Raw genomic sequence first — 25,428 nt, 5'->3', positions numbered from 1 at the left:
TTTTAAATTGAATATGAAGAAGAATATTTTAATGGTAATAGGAGTTGTTTTTATTTTGTTTATGGGCTGGTATTTTTTAATTAAATCAGCCGATTATACTATTACTTTTAATGTCAAAGCGGCCACTGGACCAGTTTTTCAAGGAATTGAAGAATGGTCAACTGCCCAAACAAAAAATAATCAAGAGAATTATGAAGTAGTTGAAAAGAAAAATTATGAATTAATCCGTCAAAAAATTAGCAAAGGAAGTAATCAATTAGAATACACTTGGAATATTAAATCTCTTAATGACTCTACAACAAAAGTGGTAATTGATATCAAAGACCATAAAAATAGCTGGTATAATAAGTTAACAGTACCTTTTATGGATACACCTTTTAAACAATCTCAAATTAAGAGGATTAAAGAATTTAAAACTGGACTTGAAGATCATTTGAAGTTGTTTAAAGTTAAATTAGAAGGAGAGGGAGAGACTGCACCTGTTTATGTGGCCTATTTAAGTTTAAAAAGTGTGATGCAACAAAAAGCACAAACTATGATTGCCAATGATGGAATAATTACTGGCTATTTGCACAATAATAATATCAAAATTATAGGAAAACCCTATGCTGAAATTACTCGATGGGATAGGGATAAAGAACTTGTCGAATTTAATTATTGTTTTCCTGTCTCAAAGCAGGCAAAAGTAGTTCCGCACCAACAAGTTAAATTCAAAACAATTGAGTCTGTTAAAGGTTTAAAAGCGACCTATTACGGTAATTTTAGAACCTCTGATCGCGCTTGGTTTGCTTTGTTAGATCATGCTAAGAGAAATGGAATTGAATTAGAAAATAGAGTGCTAGAGAACTTTTTAGCAAATCCATTTAATGGAGGTAATGAATTAGAGTGGGAGACTAAAGTTATTATTCCTTTTTCAGCGAACTAGGTCATTATTTTTCCTTCAGTATAACAACATATCCGAAAACGTTTTCGCCTAAACCGAAAACGTTTTTTGTTTATTTTAAGTTCAAATTTGAGATATTACAATTACATTTATGAGCTAACTAATTAAACCAAGATCCAATGTTAAAAAAAATCAAACTCAATTTCTGGCAAATAATTAACATGAATGTTGGATTTTTTGGGATTCAATATAGTTTTGGTTTGCAACAAAGTGCGGTGAATCCTATTTATGATTTCTTAGGAGCCAATCCAGATCAAATTCCAATTTTAAATCTTGCAGGCCCATTAACGGGATTGATTATTCAACCCATAATAGGTGCTATGAGTGACAAAACTTGGCATCCACGTTGGGGAAGACGAAAGCCTTATTTTTTTATTGGTGCCATGATTTGTAGTGTTGCGTTATTACTCTATCCTTTTAGTAGTTCGTTATGGATGGCAGCTAGTTTGCTTTTACTTTTGGATGTTGGAAACAATACTGCGATGGAACCTTACAGAGCTTTTGTTGCTGATACATTAGATGAAGAACAGCAACCAATGGGCTTTCAAGCGCAAAGTTTTTTCACCGGTTTCGGACAGTTTTTATCCTATATTTCACTTTTCTTATTTCCAATTGTTTTTGTAGGATATACGGGTTCATTGCCTAATTGGATATATGCTTCCTTTTTCCTTGGATCGGTATTGTCAATTACTTCTATATGGTGGAGTATGAGAAAAACCCCTGAAATTCCTCCCACACCAGAGGAGTTAGCACTTTTAAAATCAGAACCTTTAAATATTTTTTCACCTTTTATTGATATTTATAAGGCGGTATTAGAAATGCCTAAAGTAATGTGGCAGTTGTTCTTAGTGTATTTATTTCAGTGGTACGCTTTAATGTGTTATTGGCAAAATAATGCCAAAAGTATAGCGCTTTCAGTTTGGAATACTACACCAAAAAACAAATCACTGTATGAAAATGCTGTAGAATGGAACGGATTAATCGGAGCCTTTGGTTTCGTAATCACTTTTTCGGTTGCGTTTTATTTGGCTAAGTTGGCTAAAAGATACAGTCCAAAATTAGTTCATTTTGCTTGTCTAGTTTTAGCAGCAATTTGTTTTTTAGTATTTCCAACGGTTCAAAATGAATACCTGTTTTTTGCAATCATAATTGGATACGGAATTGGTTGGGCAAGTATGATGGGAATTCCCTATTTAATAATTGTAAATCACATACCAAAAGAACGTTATGGAGTTTACATGGGAATAATCAATATGATGATTGTAATTCCAATGATATTTCAAAATTTGACTTTTGGCTATATTCTTAAAAACTTTTTAAACAACGATGCTCGATTGGCAATAACTTTTTCGGGTGTATTGTTACTAATAGGTGCGGCTTGTACTTTATTAATTCAATCCAAAAAAAGCACTCAATACAATAATTAGATTCAACTATTAAATAGAACGTTACAATTGAAAAAAACAGTAGACTTGATATGTGCAGGTGAAGTCCTTATTGATTTTATAGGGCATGAAGTGAATACCTCCATCAATAGAACTAAAGATTATCACCGTTTTCTAGGTGGATCACCAACAAATGTTGCAGTAAATGCCACTCGATTAGGATTAAAATCGGTTATTGTTGCCACCTGTGGCGAAGATGGTTTGGGAGAATATATTGTGAGAAAATTGAAAGATAATCATGTGATCACATCGCAGGTTAGACGCTCAGAAACAGAACCCACTTCGGTTATATTTGTTTCAAAATCTACAGGAACTCCAGACTTTATTCCATACAGAGAAGCAGATTATCAAATTTTACCTTCTCAAATCCCATTGGATTTACTTGAAAGTGCTAAAATTTTCCATACCACTTGTTTTGCATTAAGTAAAAATCCTGCCCGAACTACTATAGTTGAAAGCGCTAAAAAAGCTAAAGAATTAGGATTGTTAACGAGTATTGATATTAATTTTTCAGAGCGAATTTGGCCTGATAGAGAAGAAGCCAAGTTGGTGTTGAAAGAGTATTTATCTACCAATCCACTTGTAAAATTAAGCGAAGACGATTGTTACCGACTTTTTGCTGCATCTAAAACGGAAGACTATATTTTTGATTATTTTCATAATTTAGGTGCTTCCACCATTTGTTTAACCAAAGGTAAAGATGGAGTCGTTTTATCAGATAAAGAGTTTGGAATGGTGCACCAACAAGCAACTCATATAGATGAAATAAAAGATACTACAGGAGCTGGAGATGCTTTTTGGACCGGTTTTTTATATGCCCGTTTGTTAGGAAAAGACTTCGAAGAAACCATTACAATTGCTCAAAAGTTAGCCGTCCTTAAATTACAAAATGTGGGTCGATTACCTGAGGGAATTAATATTAAAGAATACTTAGCTTCAAGTAATTAGTCGCAGTTTTGTGCTTCGAATGAATATTTTCTTAACTTTAGGGTTCACTAAATCTTAAAATTATGACTGTAAATCAAATTCTTAGTTCAAAAGGGAATGAAGTGTATGCTGTATTACCAACCAATACAGTGTATGAGGCCCTAACAGCGATGAGCGAAAAAAATATTGGAGCTATCCTAGTGATTGAAGACACAATCTTAAAAGGAATTTTATCGGAAAGAGATTATGCCCGTAAAATTGTGTTAAAAGAAAAAACTTCAAAAAACACTTTGGTTAATGAAATTATGGTGAGTGAGGTTATCTGTATAAAGCCCTCTGATAATCTTGATTACTGCATGGAATTAATGAATTCAAAGAAAATTAGACACCTACCTGTAATGGAGAATAATGTTGTGGTGGGAATAATTTCAATCAGTGATGTAGTAAAAGCAATTATTGAAATTCAAAAAGACACTATTAATCATTTGAACTCGTACATTTCTCAATAATTATTAAATTATTTTAAAAAAAAGCTGCAATCGATGCAGCTTTTTGTGTTTTGAAAAGACTCTATTTAAAACCACTTTTTTTGCATAAGAATTCTATCTTTGCACATCTTTAAATTCAAATTGAAATGGATAAAAACAATAAAAAAAGCGACGCATTATTTTATCATTCACATCCTCAACCAGGAAAAATTCAAGTAACCCCAACTAAAAAGTATGCTACACAAAGAGATTTGTCATTAGCCTATTCTCCTGGTGTTGCTGAACCTTGTTTAGAAATTGCGAAAGATGTTAATGACGTTTATAAATATACAACAAAAGGCAATTTAGTAGCTGTAATTTCTAATGGAACTGCAGTTTTAGGACTTGGCGACATTGGCCCTGAAGCTTCCAAGCCAGTAATGGAAGGAAAGGGAGTGTTGTTTAAAATATTTGCAGGAATTGATGTGTTTGACATTGAAGTAGACACGAAGAATGTAGAAGAATTTATCCAAACGGTTAAAAATATTGCGCCAACTTTTGGAGGAATCAATTTGGAAGATATCAAAGCTCCAGAGTCTTTTGAAATTGAGCGTCGTTTAGTTGAAGAATTGAATATTCCGGTAATGCACGATGATCAACATGGTACTGCGATTATTTCGTCTGCGGCTCTTTTGAATGCATTAGAATTAGCAGGAAAAAAAGCAGAAGATATGAAAATGGTGGTTTCAGGAGCTGGTTCTGCAGCCTTGGCTTGTGCTAATATGTATGTGCTTTTAGGAATTAAATTAGAAAACATCTTGATGTTTAACAGTAAAGGTTTGTTGACTAAAGACAATCCGTCTTTATCACCTTTACAACTTCAATATGCTAAAGATATGCCGCAAATGAGTTTGGCTGAAGCTTTAGTTGGTGCTGATATCTTTTTAGGTTTATCATCAGGAGATATCATGTCTCCAGAGATGTTGTTATCTATGGCGGATCATCCAATCGTTTTTGCTATGGCAAATCCGACACCCGAAATCGATTATAATCTTGCAATAGCAACAAGAAAAGACGTTATTATGGCTACGGGAAGATCTGATTTTCCTAATCAAGTAAATAATGTTCTTGGATTTCCCTACATATTTAGAGGAGCTTTAGACGTTCGTGCTACCAAAATTAATGAAGCTATGAAAATGGCGGCAGTAAGAGCATTGGCAGCATTGGCAAAAGAGAATGTCCCAGAGCAAGTTAATATAGCTTATGGAGTTACTAAACTTACTTTTGGTAGAGATTATATTATTCCGTCTCCATTTGATCCACGATTGATTACGGTTGTAGCACCTGCAGTTGCTAAAGCAGCTATGGATTCAGGTGTGGCATTAAACCCAATTACAGATTGGATCGAATATGAGGAAATGCTTTTAGAGCGCCTTGGACATGATAATAAAATGGTTCGATTAATTACCAATAGAGCCAAGATAGATCCAAAACGTATTGTTTTCGCTGAAGCAGATCATTTAGATGTGTTGAAAGCAGCTCAAATTGTTCATGAAGAAGGAATAGGGTATCCGATTTTATTAGGAGACAAAGAAGTTATTTTGGAATTAAAGGCAGAGATAGGTTTTGATGCTGATGTAGTAATTATTGATCCAAAAGTGAATGAAGAAGAACGTAGAAATCGATTTGCTTCAGCCTATTGGAAAACGAGACAAAGAAGAGGTATTTCTTTTTTAGATGCTCAAAAATTAATGCGAGAAAGAAATTATTTTGCCGCTATGATGGTCAACGAAGGTGAGGCTGATGCACTTGTTTCCGGTCACTCTAGAAGTTATCCGTCAGTAGTAAAACCGATGTTGCAGTTAATTGATAAAGCACCAAATGCTTCTATTGTAGCTACAACCAATTTAATGCTAACAACTCGCGGACCTATGTTTTTGTCTGATACCGCAATTAATATCAATCCTTCAGCAGATGATTTGGCTAAAATTGCTGTAATGACTGCAAAAACTGCCAGAATGTTTGGTATTGAACCAGTAATTGCGATGGTATCTTTTTCTAATTTTGGTTCTTCTACTAATGAAAGTGCTGCAAAAGTTAGAGAAGCGGTTGCTTATTTACATAAAAATCATCCAGAACTAGTTGTAGACGGAGAAATTCAAGCCGATTTTGCTTTAAATCAAGAGATGTTAGAGAAAAAATTCCCTTTTTCTAAGTTAGCTGGAAAAAAGGTAAATACTTTAATTTTTCCGAATTTAGAATCAGCTAATATTACGTACAAACTTTTAAAAGAACTAAATAGTATTGAATCTATTGGTCCAATTATGTTAGGAATGGGTAAACCAGTTCATATTTTTCAATTGGGTGCCAGTGTTGAAGAAATGGTAAATATGGCTGCAATTGCAGTAATTGATGCTCAAGAAAAACAGAAAAAATAAGTACTAATTCTATACAATTCCCCACTAAATTATGATAGCGCACATACAAGGAAAATTAGTTGAAAAAAATCCAACCGAAGTTGTAATTGATTGTGGTGGGGTAGGGTATCATATCAATATATCGTTACATACGTATTCTTTACTTCCGAGTACTGACCAAATTAAATTGTTTACTTATCTTCAAATTAAAGAAGATGCACACACACTTTTTGGTTTTTTTGAAAAATCAGAACGTGAAATTTTCAAAATGCTATTATCGGTATCGGGTATAGGAGCAAGTATAGCCAGAACGATGCTGTCTTCATTAGAACCAAAGCAAATAATTCAAGCTATTGCCTCTGGAGATGTTGGAACTGTGCAATCAATCAAAGGGATTGGTGTAAAAACGGCTCAGCGGGTTATCTTAGATTTACAAGATAAAGTGCTTAAACTATATGATTTAGATGAAGTTTCTATGGTTTTAAACAATACAAACAGAGATGAAGCGTTATCTGCTTTGGAGGTTTTAGGTTTTGTTCGTAAATCGTCTGAAAAAGTGGTTGAAAAAATCATCAAAGAAGATCCAGATGCTTCCGTAGAATCGATTATTAAAAAGGCATTAAAGAGTTTGTAATTGTTTAGTAAAAAGTTTAAATTAATGAATAAAATTTGTCATCTAATGCTTTTGCTAATTGCGATAAACGCAGTTCAAGCACAAGAGACAACTTCTGTTCAAGATACTGTTAAAAAAGGGTTTTCGGTTGGTAAAATTGCAATTAAAAACCCCAAGAGCGTTCTGTCAGGTTACAGCTACGATCCTATCTCTGATAGGTACATTTACAAAAACTCTGTTGATGGGTTTACTGTAGACTATCCTATTATCTTAACACCGCAAGAGTACGAAAAGTTAATGCTCAAGGAATCCATGCGTTCTTACTTTAGAACAAAAGCAGATGCTGTTGATGGCAAAAAAGAGGGAGCAGATGCTGCAAAAAAAGATTTATTACCTAGATATTACGTTAAGTCAGGTCTTTTTGAAACTATTTTCGGAGGAAATACAATTGATGTAAAACCAACAGGTTCAGTTGAAATGGATCTGGGAATTCGACATACAAAACAAGACAATCCCGCATTTTCGCCAAGAAATAGAACCAATACTACTTTTGATTTCAACCAGAGAATCAGTTTAGGATTAACAGGTAAAGTGGGTAAGAGGTTAAATGTAACCGGAAATTACGATACGCAATCTACTTTTTCATTTCAAAATTTATTTAAAATTGCTTACGACCCAACCTATAGTGCGAGTGATGATGCCATCATTCAAAATATAGAAATAGGAAACGTAACAATGCCGTTAAATAGCACATTAATTCAAGGCTCTCAAAGTTTATTTGGAGTAAAGACTAAATTGCAATTTGGAAGAACTTCAGTTACTGGCGTATTTTCTGAACAGCGTTCACAAACCAGAAGTTTGATAGCTGAAGGAGGTGGAACTGTTCAAAATTTTGATCTCTTTGCTTTAGATTACGATGCCGACAGACACTTTTTTTTATCGCAATATTTTAGACACAAATACGATGCGGCTTTAAAGAATTATCCATTTATTGATAGTAGAGTCCAAATTACAAGGCTAGAAGTTTGGCTGACCAATAGACAAAATCGTGTCACGACTACGAACAATAATATTAGAAATATAATTGCAATACAAGATTTAGGAGAAGGTCGATTATCAGGAGTTCCTGATAACGAAATTGTAGTTTTAAATCCTTCTGCATCAATGTTTAACAATCCTATTGATTCGCCTACAGACAATACTAATAATGATTATGATCCTGATTTAATCAAAGTCAGTTCGGGCTTGCTGAATTCAAATATTCGTGAAATGGCGACAGCAAATTTGGGCTTTAACGGAACTGTAAGCGAAGGTCAAGATTATTCAAAGTTAGAGAATGCCAGAAAATTAAATCCTAATGAATATAGTTTTCATCCGCAGTTAGGCTATATATCGCTGCAACAAAAATTAGCAAATGATGAGGTACTTGCTGTAGCTTACCAATATACTATTGGAGATAAAGTGTATCAAGTTGGAGAATTTGGAAACGATGGTATTGATGCAACTACTGTTGTTGGAGATACTCCTGCAACACAAGCTATAATTACACAAAGTTTAGTGCTTAAAATGTTGAAAAGCAACTTAACTAATGTAAAAAATCCGATTTGGAACTTGATGATGAAAAACATTTATCAAATTCCTGGAGGTTATCAATTAAAGAAAGAAGATTTCAGGTTTAATATTTTATATTCAGACCCTTCGCCATTAAATTATATAACTCCTGTTGCGGGTTCGCCTTTTCCAGTAAATCCATCAATAGAGGACAGAATAGCCGAAACCCCATTGTTAAAAGTATTTAATTTAGATAAGCTAAATTTCAATAATGACCCTCAAGTTGGTGGTGATGGTTTCTTTGATTTTATGCCGGGCTTAACAATAGATGCGCAGAATGGCCGAATAATATTTACCGTTAAAGAGCCATTTGGAGAACTTTTATTTAAAAAATTATCCAATTCAGGATCGGGTGAAAGGTACAGTGATGTTGATAGTTACAACCCCAATCAAAAGAAATATGTTTTTCAAAACATGTATCGCAATACCCAAGCAGGGGCATTACAAGACAGTGAAAAAAATAAATTTTTATTGCGCGGTAGATTTAAATCATCAACAGGTGATGGAATTCCTATCGGTGCATTTAACGTCCCACAAGGTTCAGTGAGGGTTTCGGCTGGAGGAAGACTTTTGGTAGAGGGTGTGGATTACAGTGTAAATTACCAATTGGGTAGAGTGCAAATTCTTGATGCATCCCTCCAAGCTTCTAATACTCCAATTGAGGTTTCGTTGGAAAATAACTCTGTTTTTGGCCAACAAACAAGACGTTTCATGGGTGTTAATTTGGAGCACAAAATTTCAGAAAATTTTTTAGTAGGAGCTACTTTTTTAAAGTTGACGGAGAGACCGTTTACTCAAAAGTCAAGTTTTGGTCAAGAGTCGGTTAATAATTCCATTTTTGGTTTCAACACTAATTTTTCTGCTGAGGTGCCTTTTTTGACTCGTCTAGCCAATAAATTACCGAATATTGACACTGATGTTCCTTCTAATATTTCAGTAAAAGGAGAGGTTGCCTTTTTAAAGCCAGATACGCCTCAAGCAGATAGGTTTGAAGGAGAGTCTACCATTTATGTAGATGATTTTGAAGGATCTCAGTCAACTATTGATATGAGATCACCTCTAGCTTGGTCCTTGTCTTCAACACCTGCAAATGACGCCGAAAGCAGGTATAATTTTAACGAAAAGGCAAATGATTTGTCCTATGGATTTAAAAGAGCAAAGTTGTCATGGTATTCAATTGATCCTGTTTTTTATACGCAACGTCCTGCTGGTTTGAGTTTAGATGATTTGTCATTAAATGCTACTAGAAGAGTTTTTAGTCAAGAATTATTTCCATTAACCGATATTGCTCAAGGCCAAACCCAAGTAATTAATACTTTGGACTTAAGTTATTTTCCGAATGAGAGAGGACCCTACAATAACAATCCCAATTTTCTAGCAGATCCAAAATCTAATTTTGGGGGAATTATGCGAGCTATTAATTCTACTAATTTTGAGCAGGCTAACGTAGAATACATTCAGTTTTGGGTATTAGACCCTTATGTGGGAGAAGGAGCTACACCAATTTCAAATTCTGGTAAAATATATTTCAACTTAGGAGAGATATCCGAGGATGTTTTGAAAGATGGTAGAAAACAGTATGAGAATGGATTGGGCCCAGATCAGGTTTTAGCTAATCCAAAACCTATATGGGGAAATGCACCAGCATCACAATCTTTAATTTATACCTTTGATAGTAATCCTACAAACAGATTCAATCAAGATATTGGTTTAGATGGTTTAAAAAATGATGATGAGGCAACGGTTTATTCTAATTATGCAACAGAAACCGACCCGGCTGCGGATGATTATAATTTTTATTTGAATTCTTCAGGTGACGTAATCGAGCGATACAAAAATTACAATGGAACAGATGGAAATTCTGCAGTTTCAATCGATACGCCCAATAGAGGAGCAACTACTTTTCCAGATGCTGAAGACATCAACAGAGACAATACCATGAATACTATCAACGCCTATTACGAATACGGAATTGATATGAAGCCTAACATGCAAATAGGCGAAAATTACATTACCGATATTAGAAATACTGAGGTTGAATTACCAAATGGAGAGTCAACTCAAGCAAGATGGATTCAATTTAAAATTCCAGTAACGCAACCCCAAAACACAATTGGAAATATTTCTGACTTTCGATCGATTCGTTTTATGAGGATGTTTATGACTGAATTTTCATCTCCGTTAACAGTTCGATTTGGAGCCTTAGATCTCGTGAGGGGAGAGTGGAGACGTTTTACAAACACCCTTGATTTAAGAGATACAAATGTAGATGACGATAGAACAGAATTGGATGTATTGGCAGTTAATTTACAACAGAATAATGAAAGATGTCCAATTAATTATGTTACGCCTCCAGGAGTTGTAAGAGAACAATTATTCAACAATAATACTATAATTAATCAAGACGAACAATCGCTATCGTTGCGAATAGGTGGTGACGGACTAGAAACCGGGGACGCTAGAGCGGTATTTAAAAATGTAAGTGTGGACATGCGTCAATTTAACAAGTTGAAAATGTTTTTACACGCTGAATCATTACCAAATGAAATTGCAATTAGGGACAATCAAATGATAGGTTTTATTCGAATAGGAAATGATTTCACTCAAAATTTCTATCAAATTGAAATTCCGTTAAAAGTTACATTACCTTCTTCGTCAACAAATTCAAATTGTGCGCCTTCAAGTCCAGAAGCAGTTTGGCCTGAAGAAAACGAAATAGATTTAGCACTAGAGCTTTTGACTAAGTTAAAAATTCAATATATGAATATTGATCCGACCACCTTACCATTGGACGGAATTTATTATCAAACTGAGGATGAATTAGACCCTAGATTAAGTAATAAAACGAATAAACTACGATTAGGAATTAAAGGAAATCCCAACTTTGGGTTGGTCAGAACCTTAATGGTTGGTGTAAAAAGCAATGAAGATAGCCGACGTATTAAAGGTGAAGTTTGGTTTAATGAATTACGCTTGTCCGATATGGATAATAAAGGCGGTATGGCAGCCATTCTAAACATCGATTCCAATATGGCTGATTTTGCAACAGTTTCTGCTTCAGGTAGGAAAAGTACAATTGGTTTTGGTAATTTAGAACAAGGGCCTAATCAGCGATTACGTGAAGATATGTTACAGTACGCAATTGTCTCTAATTTTAATCTAGGAAAATTACTGCCGAAAACTTGGGGAATCAATTTACCGTTTAATTATGCTGTTGGGGAAGAAATTATTACTCCTGAATACGATCCTTTTAATCAAGATATCCGATTAAATCAGTTGATTGATAATACGCCAAATGAAGCTAGTGTGCGAAATATTAGAAATAGAGCTATTGACTATACTAAAAGATCTAGTATTAACTTTATTGGTGTACGTAAAGAGCGTGCTTCAGAAAAGAAAGCGCATTTGTACGATATTGAAAACTTTACTTTTTCTCAGTCAATAAATGAAGTTCAACGACACGATTTTGAAATTGAGGATTATGTTGACCAGCAAACATCAACTTCTGTAGATTTTGCATATACGTTTAATTCAAAACCAGCAGAGCCATTTAAAAAAGCTTCCTTTATGAAAAAAAGTAGTTATTGGAAGCTATTGCAAGACTTTAACTTTAATTATTTACCCTCAAATATTTCTTTTAATACCGATATAATCAGACAATACAACCGTCAGCAATTTAGACAAGTCGAGGGTATTGAGGGTATAGGTTTAGATCCATTGTTTAGACGAAACTATGCATTTAATTACCAATACGGTTTTAATTTTAATTTTTCAAAATCACTAAAATTAAATTACACAGCAGCATCTGGTAATATTGTAAAAAGCTATTTGAATCCAGACAATACCTTAATTGAAGACCTAACGGTTTGGGATGATTATTGGAATATTGGTACGCCGAATCAGCATATGCAACAAATGATTATTAATTACGAATTACCAATCAATAAAATACCACTTTTTAGTTTCATTAAGGCAAATTACGCTTATACGGCTGATTTTAGTTGGCAACGTGCCTCGGAGGCTTTGTCGAGAATTGAAATAGACGGAGCTACTTTTAATTTGGGGAACACCATTCAAAATGCTAGTTCCAACACCCTAAATACAACATTCAATATGGAAACGCTCTATAAGTATTTAGGTCTTACAAAATCTAAAGGGGTTTCCAATGCACGTCCGAGATCAGGACCACCAAAGCCAGGGGAGAAAATTGTTAAGGCACCTGCAGCGCAACAAAGTAAAGAAAATGCTTTTATGGATGGATTGATAGGAGTCTTGACAAGTTTAAAAAATGTTCAAATGAATTACACCGTTAACAGCGGAACGGTTTTACCAGGTTATACTCCAGGTATTGGTTTTTTTGGAACTACTCGACCTTCATTGGGTTTTGTCTTTGGAAGTCAAGATGATATTCGTTTTGAAGCTGCAAAAAACGGTTGGCTTACTAATTATCCAGAATTCAATCAAAATTTTACTCAAGTTCAAAATAAAATTTTTAAAGCAACAGCCAATATGGATGTTTTACCCGATTTAAAAATTGATTTAAGTTTAGACCGATCGTATTCATCTAATTTTACTGAGCAATTTGATGTGGATAGAGGAGTCTATAACTCTCGATCTCCTTTTAATACCGGAATTTTTTCTATTTCTACAGTACTAATTAAAACGTCTTTTTCTACAACTGACGCTATTTCATCTGATGCATTTAATGATTTTAGAGAAAACCGATTAATAGTGGCCAATCGCTTAGCAACTGAAAGAGGTATTGATATTACAAACCCAATTAACATTGATCCTGACGGATTTCCATTGGGCTATGGTAAAAATAACCAAGCAGTTTTATTGCCAGCATTTATTGCTGCTTATTCTGGAAGTAGTGCCTCTGATTCCTCACTTGGAATATTTAAAAATATCCCTTTACCTAACTGGTCGTTAAAGTATAATGGATTTATGCGTTACGAATTTTTCAAGAAAATCTTCAGACGGGTTTCTTTACAACATAATTATAGAGCATCTTATACCATAAATGCATTTCGATCCAATTTTGAATACGATAAGGATCCAAATGGATTGGATAAGAACAATAATTTTTTTAATGCAACAATTATGTCCAACGTTAATTTAGTGGAACAATTTAGTCCGCTAATACGAATGGATTTTGAACTAAAAAACTCGCTTAAGTTGCTAACCGAAGTTAAAAAAGATAGAGCTTTGTCAATGAGTTTTGACAATAATTTATTAACCGAAGTTAAAGGGGTAGAATATATAATTGGACTTGGATACCGTTTTAAGGATGTTATTTTCTCATCTCGTTTAGCGGATAATCCAACTGGAATTATAAAAAGCGACATCAATCTAAGAGCTGATTTTTCATTACGAGATAATCAAACTATCGTGAGGTATTTAGATTATGATAAAAACCAGTTAGCAGCAGGGCAGAATATTTGGACATTAAGATTAACTGCGGATTATGTTTTGAGTAAAAACTTAACGGCTATTTTTTATTATGATCATTCATTTTCACAAGCCGTGGTTTCAACAACATTTCCACTAACCAATATTCGATCTGGGTTTACATTACGATACAATTTTGGAAATTAAATTGAAAAATTAATTTAATTTTCCAATGAAGATGTTACCTTTGTTTTAGTTAAAAAATAAACAATTTAATACTATTATGAATATACCAGTACATTTAAAGTATACAAAAGATCACGAGTGGGTTAGCATCGATGGAGATGTTGCAACAGTTGGAATTACTGATTTTGCTCAAAAAGAATTAGGAGACATAGTTTATGTTGAAGTAGAAAGTTTGGATCAAACTTTAGCAAAAGATGAGGTATTTGGTACGGTTGAAGCTGTAAAAACAGTCTCTGATTTATTTTTACCTGTTTCTGGAGAAATTATTGAGTTCAACGATGCATTGGAGAGCGCACCTGAGAGTGTTAATTCAGATCCCTATGGAGCGGGTTGGATGATTAAAGTGAAAATTTCTGACATGACTGAATTAGATACGTTGCTTACTAGTGATTCTTACAAAGATTTAATTGGTGCTTAAAAATTATTTTTTTTGGATTGCATTATTTTGGTCCTTCCTAGTTAGTTATTTGTGTTTAACACCTTCTAGTGATATTCCAACTGTTTCGATTCCACATTTAGATAAAATAGCGCATTCATTTTTTCATTTTGTATTTACAGTGCTTTGGTATTTGTTTTTTGAAAAACAAGTTAAGAAAAGTAATCAACAGAAACTTCTTTTTATTTCAGTCGTACTTTCATTATTATTTGGAATAGTAATTGAAATTTTACAAACTAAAATAACTTTGACACGAAGCGGAGATATTTATGATATAATGGCAAATTTTGTTGGCTCAATACTTGCTTTTGTATTTATAACTGTTGGTAAGCGTTCAAAATATATTCAAAATTCATCCGATATAAAATCCCGCTTTTAAGTGGGATTTTTTAGTATTTATAAAATGAAAATTCATCCAAAATCAATTGTTTCGTTTTCACTTTTCTTAATCACCTTGGCGGTCAATATAGCCATGCCTCTTTTTAGACCGTATGCTGAAAATGACGGATTAAATAATGGACAAACCTCCCTAGTTTTAGCAACTTATATTTTAGGGATGTTACCCTGTTATATTTTTTTAGGAGGTATTTCGGATAAATTAGGTCGGAAACCGGTTTTGTTGTTTAGTTTGGTTTTGGCATTTTGTTCTACTTTGATAATTACAATTTTTCCGTCAGTAATAGCATTGATCTTCTCTCGATTTTTTCAAGGAGTAGCTTTGGCTTTGAGTATGGGCACAGGAACAGCGTATATTGCAGAACTATTGAAAACAGACCCCAAAAGCTCTGTGAAAGCAGCTAATGCTACTTCTATGGCAACTGCAATAGGATTTAGCGGTGGGGCATTCATGACAAGTATCGCTTTACTAATTCATTTTTCACTTACGCCAATTACCTATTTTATAGCGCTTTTCATTACGGCTATTGGGATAATCCTTGCATTTTTTCTTCCTGCTATTCCGCCAATAGGCGGCTCTTTAGTTCGATTGCCTTATTTTCCAAAAGGTTATTTTCCGGTAAATTTATCTATTGCCATTTGCTGGGCTAGTACGGGAGTCGTAATTGCTATAATTCCATCTCAATTAGCTTTATTTAATCTTACTCCTTATGCGGGATTTTGTTTGGTTTTAATTAATTGGACTGGTGCTTTTTTACAACCTTTTGTTCGAAAATATTTTCAACCCAAAACAAGTTTGAAACTTGGGTTTTTACTAATTCCACTTGGTTTTAGCTTGGTTATTCTAGGTTGCTACTTAGGGCAATTGGCTATTGTGCTGACCGGAACTGCATTAATTGGGTCGGCTGCATACGGGTTTAGTTACCAAGGCGGGTTGGCTATTATTGCTCATTTAGGAGGTGTTCAAAAAGCAAGATCGATATCAGGATACATGTTTTTTGGATATATTGGATTTGGCATTCCTGCAATATTTTTAGGGTATTTAGCCGATTGGATAGGCATTATCCAAGCCTTGATTTTTTTTGAGTTAGTAATAGTGCTATTGAGTGCTTATTTATATATCACATTTGATAAATCTACCGACTAAATATTTTGTTTTTTTTAACGTATAAATCTAAAATAGATGTGATTTATTTCACAATCTAATTTGTATCTTCGCGCCTGATTTATACAACAAACATTGAGTACCATTACAATTAAATCCGTTTATTTAGATTTCAAAGCGATCACGAAAGCCGGTCTTGCAGTGAGTGTTGTTTTCTCATCAATAGCTGGTTTTGTTCTTGGTTTGCCAGAATTTCACACTTCAGATTTTTTTGTTTTGTTGAAACTAGCAGCCGGTGGGTATTGTATGGTAGGTGCGTCTAACGCATTTAATCAAGTGATTGAAAAAGATATTGATGCGTTAATGGATAGGACAAAAAATAGACCTATTCCCGCAGGAAGAATGAGTTCTAATGTTGCTGTTGCAATAGCTCTTTTGCTGACTATTATTGGTATTATTTTATTGTATACAATTAATCCGAAAACAGCCATGTTTGGTGCTATTTCGATATTTTTATATACTAGTTTATATACCCCATTGAAGACGGTTACTTCATTATCAGTTTTCGTTGGTGCATTTCCAGGAGCTATTCCTTTTATGTTAGGCTGGGTAGCTGCATCGGGTGAATTTGGTATAGAAGCAGGAACACTTTTTTTGATTCAGTTTTTTTGGCAATTCCCTCATTTTTGGGCTATTGGTTGGTTCTTATATGAAGATTATGAGAAAGCGTCCATTTTTATGTTGCCTACAGGGAAAAAAGATAAAGGAACTGCACTTCAAATAATTTTGTATACGGTTTGGTTAATTATAGCTTCATTATTACCTGTTCTAGGTTTTACAGGGCAATTGTATTTAACCCCTTGGGCCGCATTATTTGTTTTTTTATTAGGTATTTGGATGTTAGTTTACGCAATACGTTTGTATCAATTACGAACCCCAAAATCAGCAAGAACATTAATGTTAGTAAGTGTTGCCTATATTACGTTATTACAATTGGTTTATATAGTAGATAAATTTTTAAGATAAATTATGGAATTATCAGTTTTAGAAGAAAAAAAACGAAAAGAACGATCTGCCAAACTAATTTTATTATTTGCTATGGCAAGTATGACAATGATGTTTGCTGGAATTACAAGTGCCTTTGTTGTAAGTAAGTCAAGAGCTGACTGGTTGAAAGACTTTCAATTGCCAACAGCCTTTTATTGGAGTACTTTGGTAATAATTGGTTGTAGTGTAACATTTCACCTGGCTAAATTAGCAATTAGAAAAGATCAAAATAGTAAGACATCTATGTACTTATTGTTAACACTTCTTTTAGGTTGTTCTTTTGTGGGACTTCAGTTTTTGGGATTTAATCAAATTATTGCTGAGGGTTATTATTTTACTGGACAAGCTAGTTCAATAACTACAACTTTCCTTTACATAGTAACTTTAGTCCATTTGTTGCACTTGGCTGGAGGGATTATTTCACTTTTAATTATAATTTATAATCATTTTAAACAAAAATACAATTCAACTCAAACTATTGGAATTGAACTAGGTGCGATGTATTGGCACTTTCTTGATGTTCTGTGGGTTTATTTATTTTTATTTTTATTTTTCTTTAAATAAGAAAAAAACGTAAATTTGAAAACTTTTTAACGAATTAACTTTTATGGGAGCGACAGTTACTACTGCAAACAGTGAAGAAAAAACTTGGGGAGGCGGAAATGAGCCAATGGGAGCAAGTTATGGTAAATTAATGATGTGGTTTTTTATCGTATCAGATGCCTTGACTTTCTCTGGATTTTTAGCAGCTTATGGTTTTTCAAGATTTAAGTTTATTGAAACATGGCCTTTGGCTGATGAGGTGTTTACACACTTTCCTTTTTTACATGGAGTTACTGCTCCTATGTATTATGTTGCGTTAATGACGTTCATATTAATATTTTCTTCTGTTACAATGGTTTTGGCCGTAGATGCTGGACATCAATTGAACAAAAAGAAAGTGACAATTTATATGTTTCTTACCATTATTGGAGGTTTAATTTTCGTTGGTTCTCAAGCTTGGGAATGGAAAAATTTTATTAAAGGTGAATACGGTGCAGTTGAAACTAAAGGAGGAAGTATTCTTCAATTTGTGGATAAAGATGGGCATAGAGTTGCTTTAGCAGATTTTGCCGTTACACTTCCTGAAGAAAGAGAGCAATTAACTAGAAACAAAGCCAAATGGTTTATGGAAGAGCCTACATTGCCTTCTTATTCTGTGGCTGAAGTTCAAGCTGGTTTTGAAGCTCATCCAGATTTATTGATTAGAACGGAGACTATTACAAAAGAAAAAAAGAAAGAAGTTTTATCACGTCAAGAATCTATAGCTAGACTTAAAGATGCTACTTATGTAGTGGAAGGAGCTAACCTTATTCGTAATGAATATGGAAGTAAGTTATTTGCTGATTTCTTCTTTTTCATTACTGGTTTCCACGGTTTCCACGTATTTTCTGGAGTTATAATTAACATTATTATCTTTTTTAATGTTTTATTAGGAACTTATGAAAAGAGAAAAAGTTACGAAATGGTAGAGAAAGTAGGTTTATATTGGCACTTTGTTGATTTAGTTTGGGTGTTTGTATTTACAGTATTTTACCTTGTTTAATTTTTAATAACAATAACAATGTCACACGATCACGTATCAAATACAGCTAGAATTTGGAAAGTTTTCGGAATTCTTTCACTTGTAACTATAGTTGAAGTAATTTTAGGGATACTAAAACCAGATTCACTTTTTATGAATAATGTTTTAGGAATGAATTTATTGAACTGGATATTCTATGCATTAACAATTTTTAAAGCATATTATATTGTATGGGCTTTTATGCATATTGAAGGCGAGACAAGTTGGTTAAGAAATTCGGTAGTTTACCCAGTTGTTTTTTTAGTAATTTACCTACTCTTTATTCTTTTAACAGAAGGAGATTATATTTATGAAATATTTAAAAATTCTACAATTAAATGGAATTTTTAACATGATATTAATTAATGAAAGAGGTACGCATTGCGTGCCTTTTTTTATTTTTGTAATCTAAATTTAATTCAAGATGAAAAAAAATACTGTTCTCTTTATTCTTTTTATTTTACCTATAGTCGCTTATTTGTTTTTTGCTTCGGGAGTGAATAGCTATACTAAACTTCCAATAATTACTCCAAAAACAAATGATTTTGGCAACTGGACATCCTTAAGTGGAGATAAGGTAAGCTTGAAGGGTAAGGTTACTATTTTAGGTTTTGGCGGAAACGATTTGCTTAAAAACAGAGGTAATTTATTTAATTTAAATCAAAAGGTTTATCAAAGATACCACGGATTTAAAGACCTTCAGTTTGTCTATCTTTGTCCAATTGGGACTGAGAAAGACGCTGAATCAGTTTTGAAAGCTTTGGGAGCATTTACAAATACATCCCAATGGCAATTTGTCTTTACTTCGCCAGAAGAAATCAATTCCTATTATAATCAACTGCGTTTAGCTGAAAAATTAGATGCGAATTTTGGCACATCAAATGTTTACATTTTAGACAAAGAAATCAATTTGAGAGGAAGAAAAGAAAAAAAAGAATATAAAGAAGGTTATGATACATTTCATCCAGCTGAATTGAGTAATGAAATGTTAGATGATTTTAAGGTGATTTTATATGAATATAGAGCTGCATTAAAAAAGAATAATAATGCTTCTAGAAAAATTTAATAAAACGAGATGAAAAACAAATCGTATATCGGGATATCCTTTATAATTTTAGTTTTTGGGATTTTAGTAGTTCCTAAAATTGTTGAACGTATTCAAAATGGTTCAGTTACTTCGGCAGATCGATTGGATAAAGTCCAAATTGGAAATGTAGAAGATACAAGTTTGGTAAAAATTGGTCCTTGTCCAAAATTTGAATTGATTAGCCAAGACAATGCTTCTGTTTCTAATGCTACTTTCAAAGGAAAGGTTTTTGTATTAGAGTTTTTCTTTACTAGTTGCCCAACTATTTGTCCAAAGATGAACCAAAGTATGCTTGGGATTGAGAAACAATTTTTTGGCAATCCTAATTTTGGGATAGCTTCAATAAGCATTGATCCTGTTACAGACTCACCTAAGGTTTTAAAAGAACATGCAGAGGCTTTGGGTGTAAAGTCCTCTAATTGGTATTTTCTGACAGGAGATAAAGATTATATTTTTAATTTAGCCAACAAAGGTTTTAATTTGTACGCTGGCGAAAATAGTAAAGTGAGCGGTGGATTTGAACACTCTGGACTTTTTGCTTTAATTGATAAAAATGGAATTATTCGTTGTCGTCGTGACCAATTCGGGAATCCAATTTTATATTATGATGGATTAGAGGCTAAAGGAGTAAAAGATATTCAAGAAGACATTAAAAAATTATTAAAAGAATAGATATGAAAGATATTTCTAATGTAGATAAGAAGTACAATACGTTAATTGTGTTTGTTTCGGTTTTAATCCCTATAGTTGTGGCTATTTTGTTCACGGTTAAATTGAAAGACTTTGGCTTTGAAGTGGAGCCCCTTTCATTTTTACCTCCAATTTATGCAACTATTAACGGAATTACTGCTGTAGTTTTAGTTGCTGCTGTATTGGCTATAAAAAAAGGGAACAGAAAAGTTCATGAACGTTTGATGACTTTTGCAATTGCATTATCATTAGCATTTTTAGTAATGTATGTAGCTTATCATATGACTTCGGATTCTACTAAATTTGGTGGAGAAGGATGGATTAAATTTGTATATTTTTTTATATTGATTTCCCATATCCTGCTTTCAATTGCGGTAATCCCATTAGTGTTATTCACTTATGTACGTGCGTTAGCAGCAAAGTTTGACCAACATAAGAAAATTGCAAAGATTACGTTCCCTATTTGGTTGTATGTTGCAGTAACAGGGGTTGTTGTATACCTAATGATTGCACCGTACTACACCCATTAAGTTAATGAATTTATTTACATTCAAAATGCGATATTTTAAATTCAAATTTGTTGTTCTATTTTTTTTGCTTTTTTCAAGTTATACCTATGCACAATGTGCTATGTGTAGGGCTTCATTAGAAAGCGAAGGCAATAAAACGAAGTCTGAAGCTGTAAATGATGGGATTGTATATTTAATGGCAATTCCCTATTTATTAGTAGGCGGAATAGGATACGCAATTTATAGGATGAAGAAAAAATAGCTTTACTTAAAACCGTCAACGGTAATGTTTACCTCTCCGTTGATAGTTAAGAATGCAATAATTGCTTGGTTAGTTAATTGAATTTTATTGAATTCAAAATTATCGAGTCTTCCATTAACATATACCCCGGGAATTGGGCTGTAATTTTTCAAATATCCTGACAAATTTTTAACGCCTTCTTCTAAGTTTGGACGAATTGAATACTTGCAGTTTGATTGGATATTTTTAAGAATCAAACCCTGAGCTAACCAACTTGCTGTTTGCAATAATTTGTTTTTAGTCTCTAAAGCATAATCCATTTCGTCAAAATAAAGCTCTTTTGTTACTTCATTGTATTTGGGAATACCGGTTAAATAGATTGTCCCATTAACACTGCCTTTTACTTCTAGCGCAATTGACATTTTATTTTTTTTATGCCAAATGGTTGTATTGAGTACTTTTATTTTCCTTCTTCCAGAAGCAAATTCTTTGTCCCTAAAGTTTTGAGTGATTATTCTAGATGCATCCTGATAATTTGAAACAGCAACAACACTAGCCTTAATAGCACTGGGCATAGATGTCACGGGTTTCAAAATAAGAGTACTCGAATTGAATTTTGATTCCGGTTTTTTTCCAATTAAAGTCTCCATAAAACATTTTACACCCATGTTGATATGTATTGAATTCCCTATCAATTCCGCATTGGTAGTGTAAATTTCTATGGGAGTAACTCTGAGCCAACTTTCGTATTCTTGACTCATTTGGAACGGCCTGCATATTTTTTCTAGCGCATCTAAAACATTAGGTTTAAAATCCATCGATTTTGCAATAGATTCATCTATCTTTTTTTCGATTTTTGATTTGAAAAGAGGAAGGCTAGAATTAACTAAAAAGGTAATTGGAATATTTTTACCTAATAAAGACATGGTTGGACTTTCATTCCAATCAATAGACTGAAATTGAGTTTTAGTTTGTAATTTCCAATTTATCAAGTTCACTTCACTTGTCAAAGTAACCATACCGTTCAAATTAAATTCCTTTGTATTATAGAGTTGAACCCCTAATTTTTTCGTGCCTATTCGGTAACGAATAGTTGCTTTTAATGGTAAAATAGTTTTTATTTTCCCTAGGTTATTTTCAAATTGAATTGGCGCAAGCTTCCAAATTTTTATTTCAATATTATCATCTTCGATATTGGAATCATCATAAATTAAGTCAGTTAAAGCACTATTTGTTTTATTTTCAATGTCCTTTAATTTTATTTTGATAGGTAAATTGAGAAACGAAGGGCTATTGTCATATACCAATGGAATGGCATCATCAGGTTCGGGTTGAAAATTAGTAATTTTGCTAGCGCTAGTACATCCAGTAACAAAGAGGTACATACAAAGCAAAATAAAAGGGAAATTGATTTTTTTCATCGAACAACTTTTGAACGACAAAAGTACTAAAAGAAACAAAAAAATAATTTTATTTGTAACAATTGGAAAAAATTGGAGTCTAATGGTTTTTGATTGTTGTGAAAAATTTAAGATTCAAGAGTGACAATTGAGAAAACATAAAAATAGAATAGTATCTTTACCTCATACGATTTAATGAATTATGAAAAAATATAATTGTTTCAGTCTTATTTTAATTGTCCTATTTGGAGTTGTAGCGCAGGCACAAACCAAGAAGTGGACTTTAGAAGAATGTGTACAATATGCATTAGAAAATAACATTTCAATCAAGCAAACGGAATTAGATACTAAAACGGCTACTATAGATAAGCAAACTGCAGTGGGTAACTTTTTACCTTCTTTAAATGTTGCCTCTAATCATTCTTGGAATATTGGATTGAACCAAGATATTACTACAGGTTTGTTAAGGAATCAAACCAATCAGTTTACTTCAGCAAGTGCAAATGTTGGAATTGATATATATAAAGGTTTGCAAAATCAAAATAATTTGAGAAGAGCTAATTTGGCATTAGTTGCATCTAAATATCAATTATTGAAGATGCAAGAAGATGTAGCTTTGAATGTGGCTAATGCTTTTTTACAAGTATTATTCAACAAAGAAAATTTAAAAGTGCAACAAGAACAACTTTTAAATAATGAAAAGCAGCTTAATCGTTCCATTGAACTCGTTAATGCAGGTTCAATTCCTAGAGGGGATATGCTAGATATCAAAGCAAATTTAGCTCAAAACCGTCAGAATTTAGTTGTTGCACAAAATAACTTATTAATTTCTAAATTGAGTTTAGCCCAACTTTTACAGTTAAAAGAGTTTGAAACTTTTGATGTTGTTGATGAGACTTCTATGGGTCAGAATAACACTATTTTAGCTCAATCACCTTTGGAAATTCTTGAAAAAGCTAAAGAGTCTAGAACTGATTTAAAAATAGCTCAAACGAATCTTGAAATAGCCCAAAAAAATCTAGCCATTGCTAAAGGAGCCTATTTACCAACGCTTCAGGGTTTTTATGGATTTAATTCTAGAATTTCATATGCTGATGCCGCCGCTATTGTAGGAGGTAATTTAGTAACAAGACCTGCAAATCCATTTTGGACACAATTTCAGGACAATAAAGGACAATCTTTTGGTGCACAGTTGACTATTCCGGTTTTCAATGGATTCTCTGTTAAGAATAATGTAGAGCGTTCAAAAGTGGCGCTTGAGCGATCTAAAAATAATTTACAACAACAAAATTTAGACTTGCAAAGGACTATTTATGCCGCATTTACAGATGCTAAAGGGGCTTTGAATGCTAATGAAACTGCGATTACTTCTTTTGAAGCTAGACAAGAAGCCTATCTTTATGCCAAGGAAAAATTTGATGTAGGATTATTGAATTCATTTGACTACAATCAAGCGCAAACCTTAATGATAAATGCTCAATCTGAAGTGTTAAGAACTAAATACGACTCTATTTTTAAAATCAAAATTCTTGAATTCTATTTTGGAATTCCAATCATTAAAAACTAATTTATTATGTCAAAAAAGACCGTATACATCTTAATCGGTGCAGCAGTAGCTTTAATTACTTTACTAATTGTTTTATCTAAAACGGGTGCAATTGGTAATAAAGATGAAGGAAAAGAAATTGAAACAGCAAATGTTGATGCTTCGACAATTATCGAAACGGTTTCGGCAACAGGAAAAATTCAACCTGAAATTGAGGTTAAAATAGCTTCTATGGTTTCAGGAGAAATTATTGAATTGCCAATCAAAGAAGGGCAAGTTGTTAAGAAAGGTGATTTGTTAGTTAAAATCAACCCTGATTTATATACTTCTGGATTGAATAGAGCTCAAGCAAATTTGTCTGGAACTAAATCTGGTTTGCAACAAGCAGATGCTAGTTTCAACGAAGCCAGAGCCAATTATGAAAGAAACAAAGTATTGTTTCAAAAAGGGATTATTTCTAAAGCAGATTGGGATAGATCTATCGCTGCATTTGAAGTAGCTAAATCAACTAAGGAATCCGCTTATTTTAATGTAAAAAGCGCTTCGGCTACTGTAATTGAAGCTAAAGATAATTTAGGTAGAACAGTAATTTATGCTCCTGCAGACGGAACTGTTTCTGTACTTAATGTTGAATTAGGTGAGCGAGTTTTAGGTACGCAACAAATGGCTGGAACTGAAATATTAAGAGTGGCTAACTTGAATAATATGGAAGTGGAAGTTGATGTTAACGAAAATGACATTGTCAAAATCAAAGTAGGTGACGAAGCCAAAGTGGAAGTAGACGCGTATCTGAAAAAGGATTTTAAAGGAGTAGTTACGAGTATTGCTAATTCAGCAAGTTCAGCTTTGACAGCCGATCAGGTAACTAATTTTAAAGTTAAAGTGAGAATTTTGAAAGAATCGTACCAAGATTTATTGGAAGGAAAACCATCAACGTATTCACCATTTAGACCCGGAATGACTGCCACAGTTGATATTATTACCAAAAAGAAAAAGAATGTGTTAGCTGTGCCAATTAGTGCAGTTGTTGTGAAATCAGATACAGCTGCAGTAAAGGAAATAAAAGTAGACGATCCAGAGGCAGAAAAATCAGCTCCGAAAAGTGATAAAAAATTTGAATGTGTTTTTGTTAAAGTTGGAAATAAAGCTAAAATCCGTGTAATAAAAACAGGAATTCAAGATGATACTAATATTGAAGTTTTAACAGGACTTAAAAAAGGAGATGTTGTAATTACTGGTCCTTATACTATAGTTTCTAAAGAATTAAATTCTGGAGATAAAGTAAAGTTAAAAACAGATAAGAAGTAA

21 protein-coding genes are annotated in these 25,428 nt (G+C 33.2%); 20 read left to right on the top strand and 1 reads right to left on the bottom strand.

Translation table 11 applies throughout. The annotated features are described in order from the left end of the window. Nucleotides 1-13 precede the first annotated feature (13 nt). The 18 genes from LPC23_RS01105 (at nt 14) to LPC23_RS01020 (ending at nt 21,195) form a co-directional block, all read left to right on the top strand. Nucleotides 14-925 carry a GyrI-like domain-containing protein gene (locus LPC23_RS01105; RefSeq protein WP_229330402.1) on the top strand — a complete coding sequence of 304 codons (912 nt, stop codon included), beginning with the start codon at nt 14-16 and terminating at the stop codon, nt 923-925. Nucleotides 926-1,062: 137 nt separating this feature from the next. Then, a complete protein-coding gene (locus LPC23_RS01100; RefSeq protein ID WP_229330400.1) occupies nt 1,063-2,370 on the top strand; it encodes an MFS transporter in 1,308 nt (435 codons plus the stop codon). Nucleotides 2,371-2,397: 27 nt separating this feature from the next. After that, on the top strand, nt 2,398-3,336 hold the full coding sequence (locus LPC23_RS01095) for a carbohydrate kinase family protein (RefSeq protein WP_229330398.1): 939 nt from the start codon (nt 2,398-2,400) through the stop codon (nt 3,334-3,336). Between the two features lie 62 nt (nt 3,337-3,398). Next, entirely contained in the window at nt 3,399-3,824 is a 426-nt protein-coding gene (locus tag LPC23_RS01090) for a CBS domain-containing protein (RefSeq protein WP_229325686.1), read from the top strand. 125 nt (nt 3,825-3,949) lie between these two features. Beyond that, on the top strand, nt 3,950-6,220 hold the full coding sequence (locus tag LPC23_RS01085; protein ID WP_229330396.1) for an NADP-dependent malic enzyme: 2,271 nt from the start codon (nt 3,950-3,952) through the stop codon (nt 6,218-6,220). 31 nt (nt 6,221-6,251) lie between these two features. Next, a complete protein-coding gene (gene ruvA / locus LPC23_RS01080) occupies nt 6,252-6,833 on the top strand; it encodes a Holliday junction branch migration protein RuvA (protein WP_229325683.1) in 582 nt (193 codons plus the stop codon). Between the two features lie 24 nt (nt 6,834-6,857). Then, nucleotides 6,858-14,021, top strand: coding sequence for a T9SS outer membrane translocon Sov/SprA (gene sov / locus LPC23_RS01075; RefSeq protein ID WP_229330394.1), 7,164 nt, complete (start codon nt 6,858-6,860; stop codon nt 14,019-14,021). Between the two features lie 76 nt (nt 14,022-14,097). Continuing rightward, entirely contained in the window at nt 14,098-14,478 is a 381-nt protein-coding gene (gene gcvH, locus LPC23_RS01070; RefSeq protein WP_229325679.1) for a glycine cleavage system protein GcvH, read from the top strand. After that, the gene (locus tag LPC23_RS01065) at nt 14,471-14,875 is read left to right on the top strand and encodes a VanZ family protein (protein ID WP_229330392.1); all 405 of its coding nucleotides are present in this window, start codon (nt 14,471-14,473) and stop codon (nt 14,873-14,875) included. The genes gcvH and LPC23_RS01065 overlap by 8 nt, the downstream gene beginning before the upstream one ends. Before the next feature lie 24 nt (nt 14,876-14,899). Beyond that, nucleotides 14,900-16,039 carry an MFS transporter gene (locus LPC23_RS01060; protein WP_229330390.1) on the top strand — a complete coding sequence of 380 codons (1,140 nt, stop codon included), beginning with the start codon at nt 14,900-14,902 and terminating at the stop codon, nt 16,037-16,039. Nucleotides 16,040-16,120: 81 nt separating this feature from the next. Further along, nucleotides 16,121-17,023 carry a heme o synthase gene (gene cyoE, locus LPC23_RS01055; RefSeq protein ID WP_229331605.1) on the top strand — a complete coding sequence of 301 codons (903 nt, stop codon included), beginning with the start codon at nt 16,121-16,123 and terminating at the stop codon, nt 17,021-17,023. A 3-nt stretch (nt 17,024-17,026) separates the two neighbouring features. After that, nucleotides 17,027-17,608 carry a cytochrome c oxidase subunit 3 gene (locus LPC23_RS01050; protein ID WP_229330388.1) on the top strand — a complete coding sequence of 194 codons (582 nt, stop codon included), beginning with the start codon at nt 17,027-17,029 and terminating at the stop codon, nt 17,606-17,608. Nucleotides 17,609-17,651: 43 nt separating this feature from the next. Beyond that, entirely contained in the window at nt 17,652-18,629 is a 978-nt protein-coding gene (locus tag LPC23_RS01045) for a cytochrome c oxidase subunit 3 (protein ID WP_229330386.1), read from the top strand. Between the two features lie 18 nt (nt 18,630-18,647). Then, complete coding sequence (locus tag LPC23_RS01040; RefSeq protein WP_229325671.1) at nt 18,648-18,998, top strand: cytochrome C oxidase subunit IV family protein; 351 nt, start codon at nt 18,648-18,650, stop codon at nt 18,996-18,998. 73 nt (nt 18,999-19,071) lie between these two features. Next, nucleotides 19,072-19,713, top strand: coding sequence for a hypothetical protein (locus LPC23_RS01035; RefSeq protein ID WP_229330383.1), 642 nt, complete (start codon nt 19,072-19,074; stop codon nt 19,711-19,713). Between the two features lie 9 nt (nt 19,714-19,722). Next, entirely contained in the window at nt 19,723-20,406 is a 684-nt protein-coding gene (locus LPC23_RS01030) for an SCO family protein (protein WP_229330381.1), read from the top strand. 2 nt (nt 20,407-20,408) lie between these two features. After that, nucleotides 20,409-20,954 (top strand): DUF420 domain-containing protein, encoded by a 546-nt coding sequence (locus tag LPC23_RS01025; RefSeq protein WP_229325665.1) that lies wholly within the window; start codon nt 20,409-20,411, stop codon nt 20,952-20,954. Between the two features lie 25 nt (nt 20,955-20,979). Continuing rightward, nucleotides 20,980-21,195, top strand: a complete 216-nt coding sequence (locus tag LPC23_RS01020) for a hypothetical protein (protein WP_229330379.1) — start codon at nt 20,980-20,982, stop codon at nt 21,193-21,195. 2 nt (nt 21,196-21,197) lie between these two features. Here the strand turns inward: LPC23_RS01020 and LPC23_RS01015 are convergent, their stop codons facing one another. Beyond that, nucleotides 21,198-22,595, bottom strand: coding sequence for a DUF4403 family protein (locus tag LPC23_RS01015; protein WP_229330378.1), 1,398 nt, complete (start codon nt 22,593-22,595; stop codon nt 21,198-21,200). 181 nt (nt 22,596-22,776) lie between these two features. Here LPC23_RS01015 and LPC23_RS01010 point away from each other — a divergent pair, with 181 nt between their 5' ends. Next, nucleotides 22,777-24,141 (top strand): TolC family protein, encoded by a 1,365-nt coding sequence (locus LPC23_RS01010; protein ID WP_229330376.1) that lies wholly within the window; start codon nt 22,777-22,779, stop codon nt 24,139-24,141. A 6-nt stretch (nt 24,142-24,147) separates the two neighbouring features. Beyond that, complete coding sequence (locus LPC23_RS01005; protein WP_229330374.1) at nt 24,148-25,428, top strand: efflux RND transporter periplasmic adaptor subunit; 1,281 nt, start codon at nt 24,148-24,150, stop codon at nt 25,426-25,428.

Source organism: Flavobacterium ammonificans, assembly GCF_020885975.1.
In the GTDB taxonomy this organism is placed as follows: domain Bacteria; phylum Bacteroidota; class Bacteroidia; order Flavobacteriales; family Flavobacteriaceae; genus Flavobacterium; species Flavobacterium ammonificans.
Note: the sequence above shows the minus strand (reverse complement) of the source record. Positions and strands in the feature narration are given on the sequence as shown.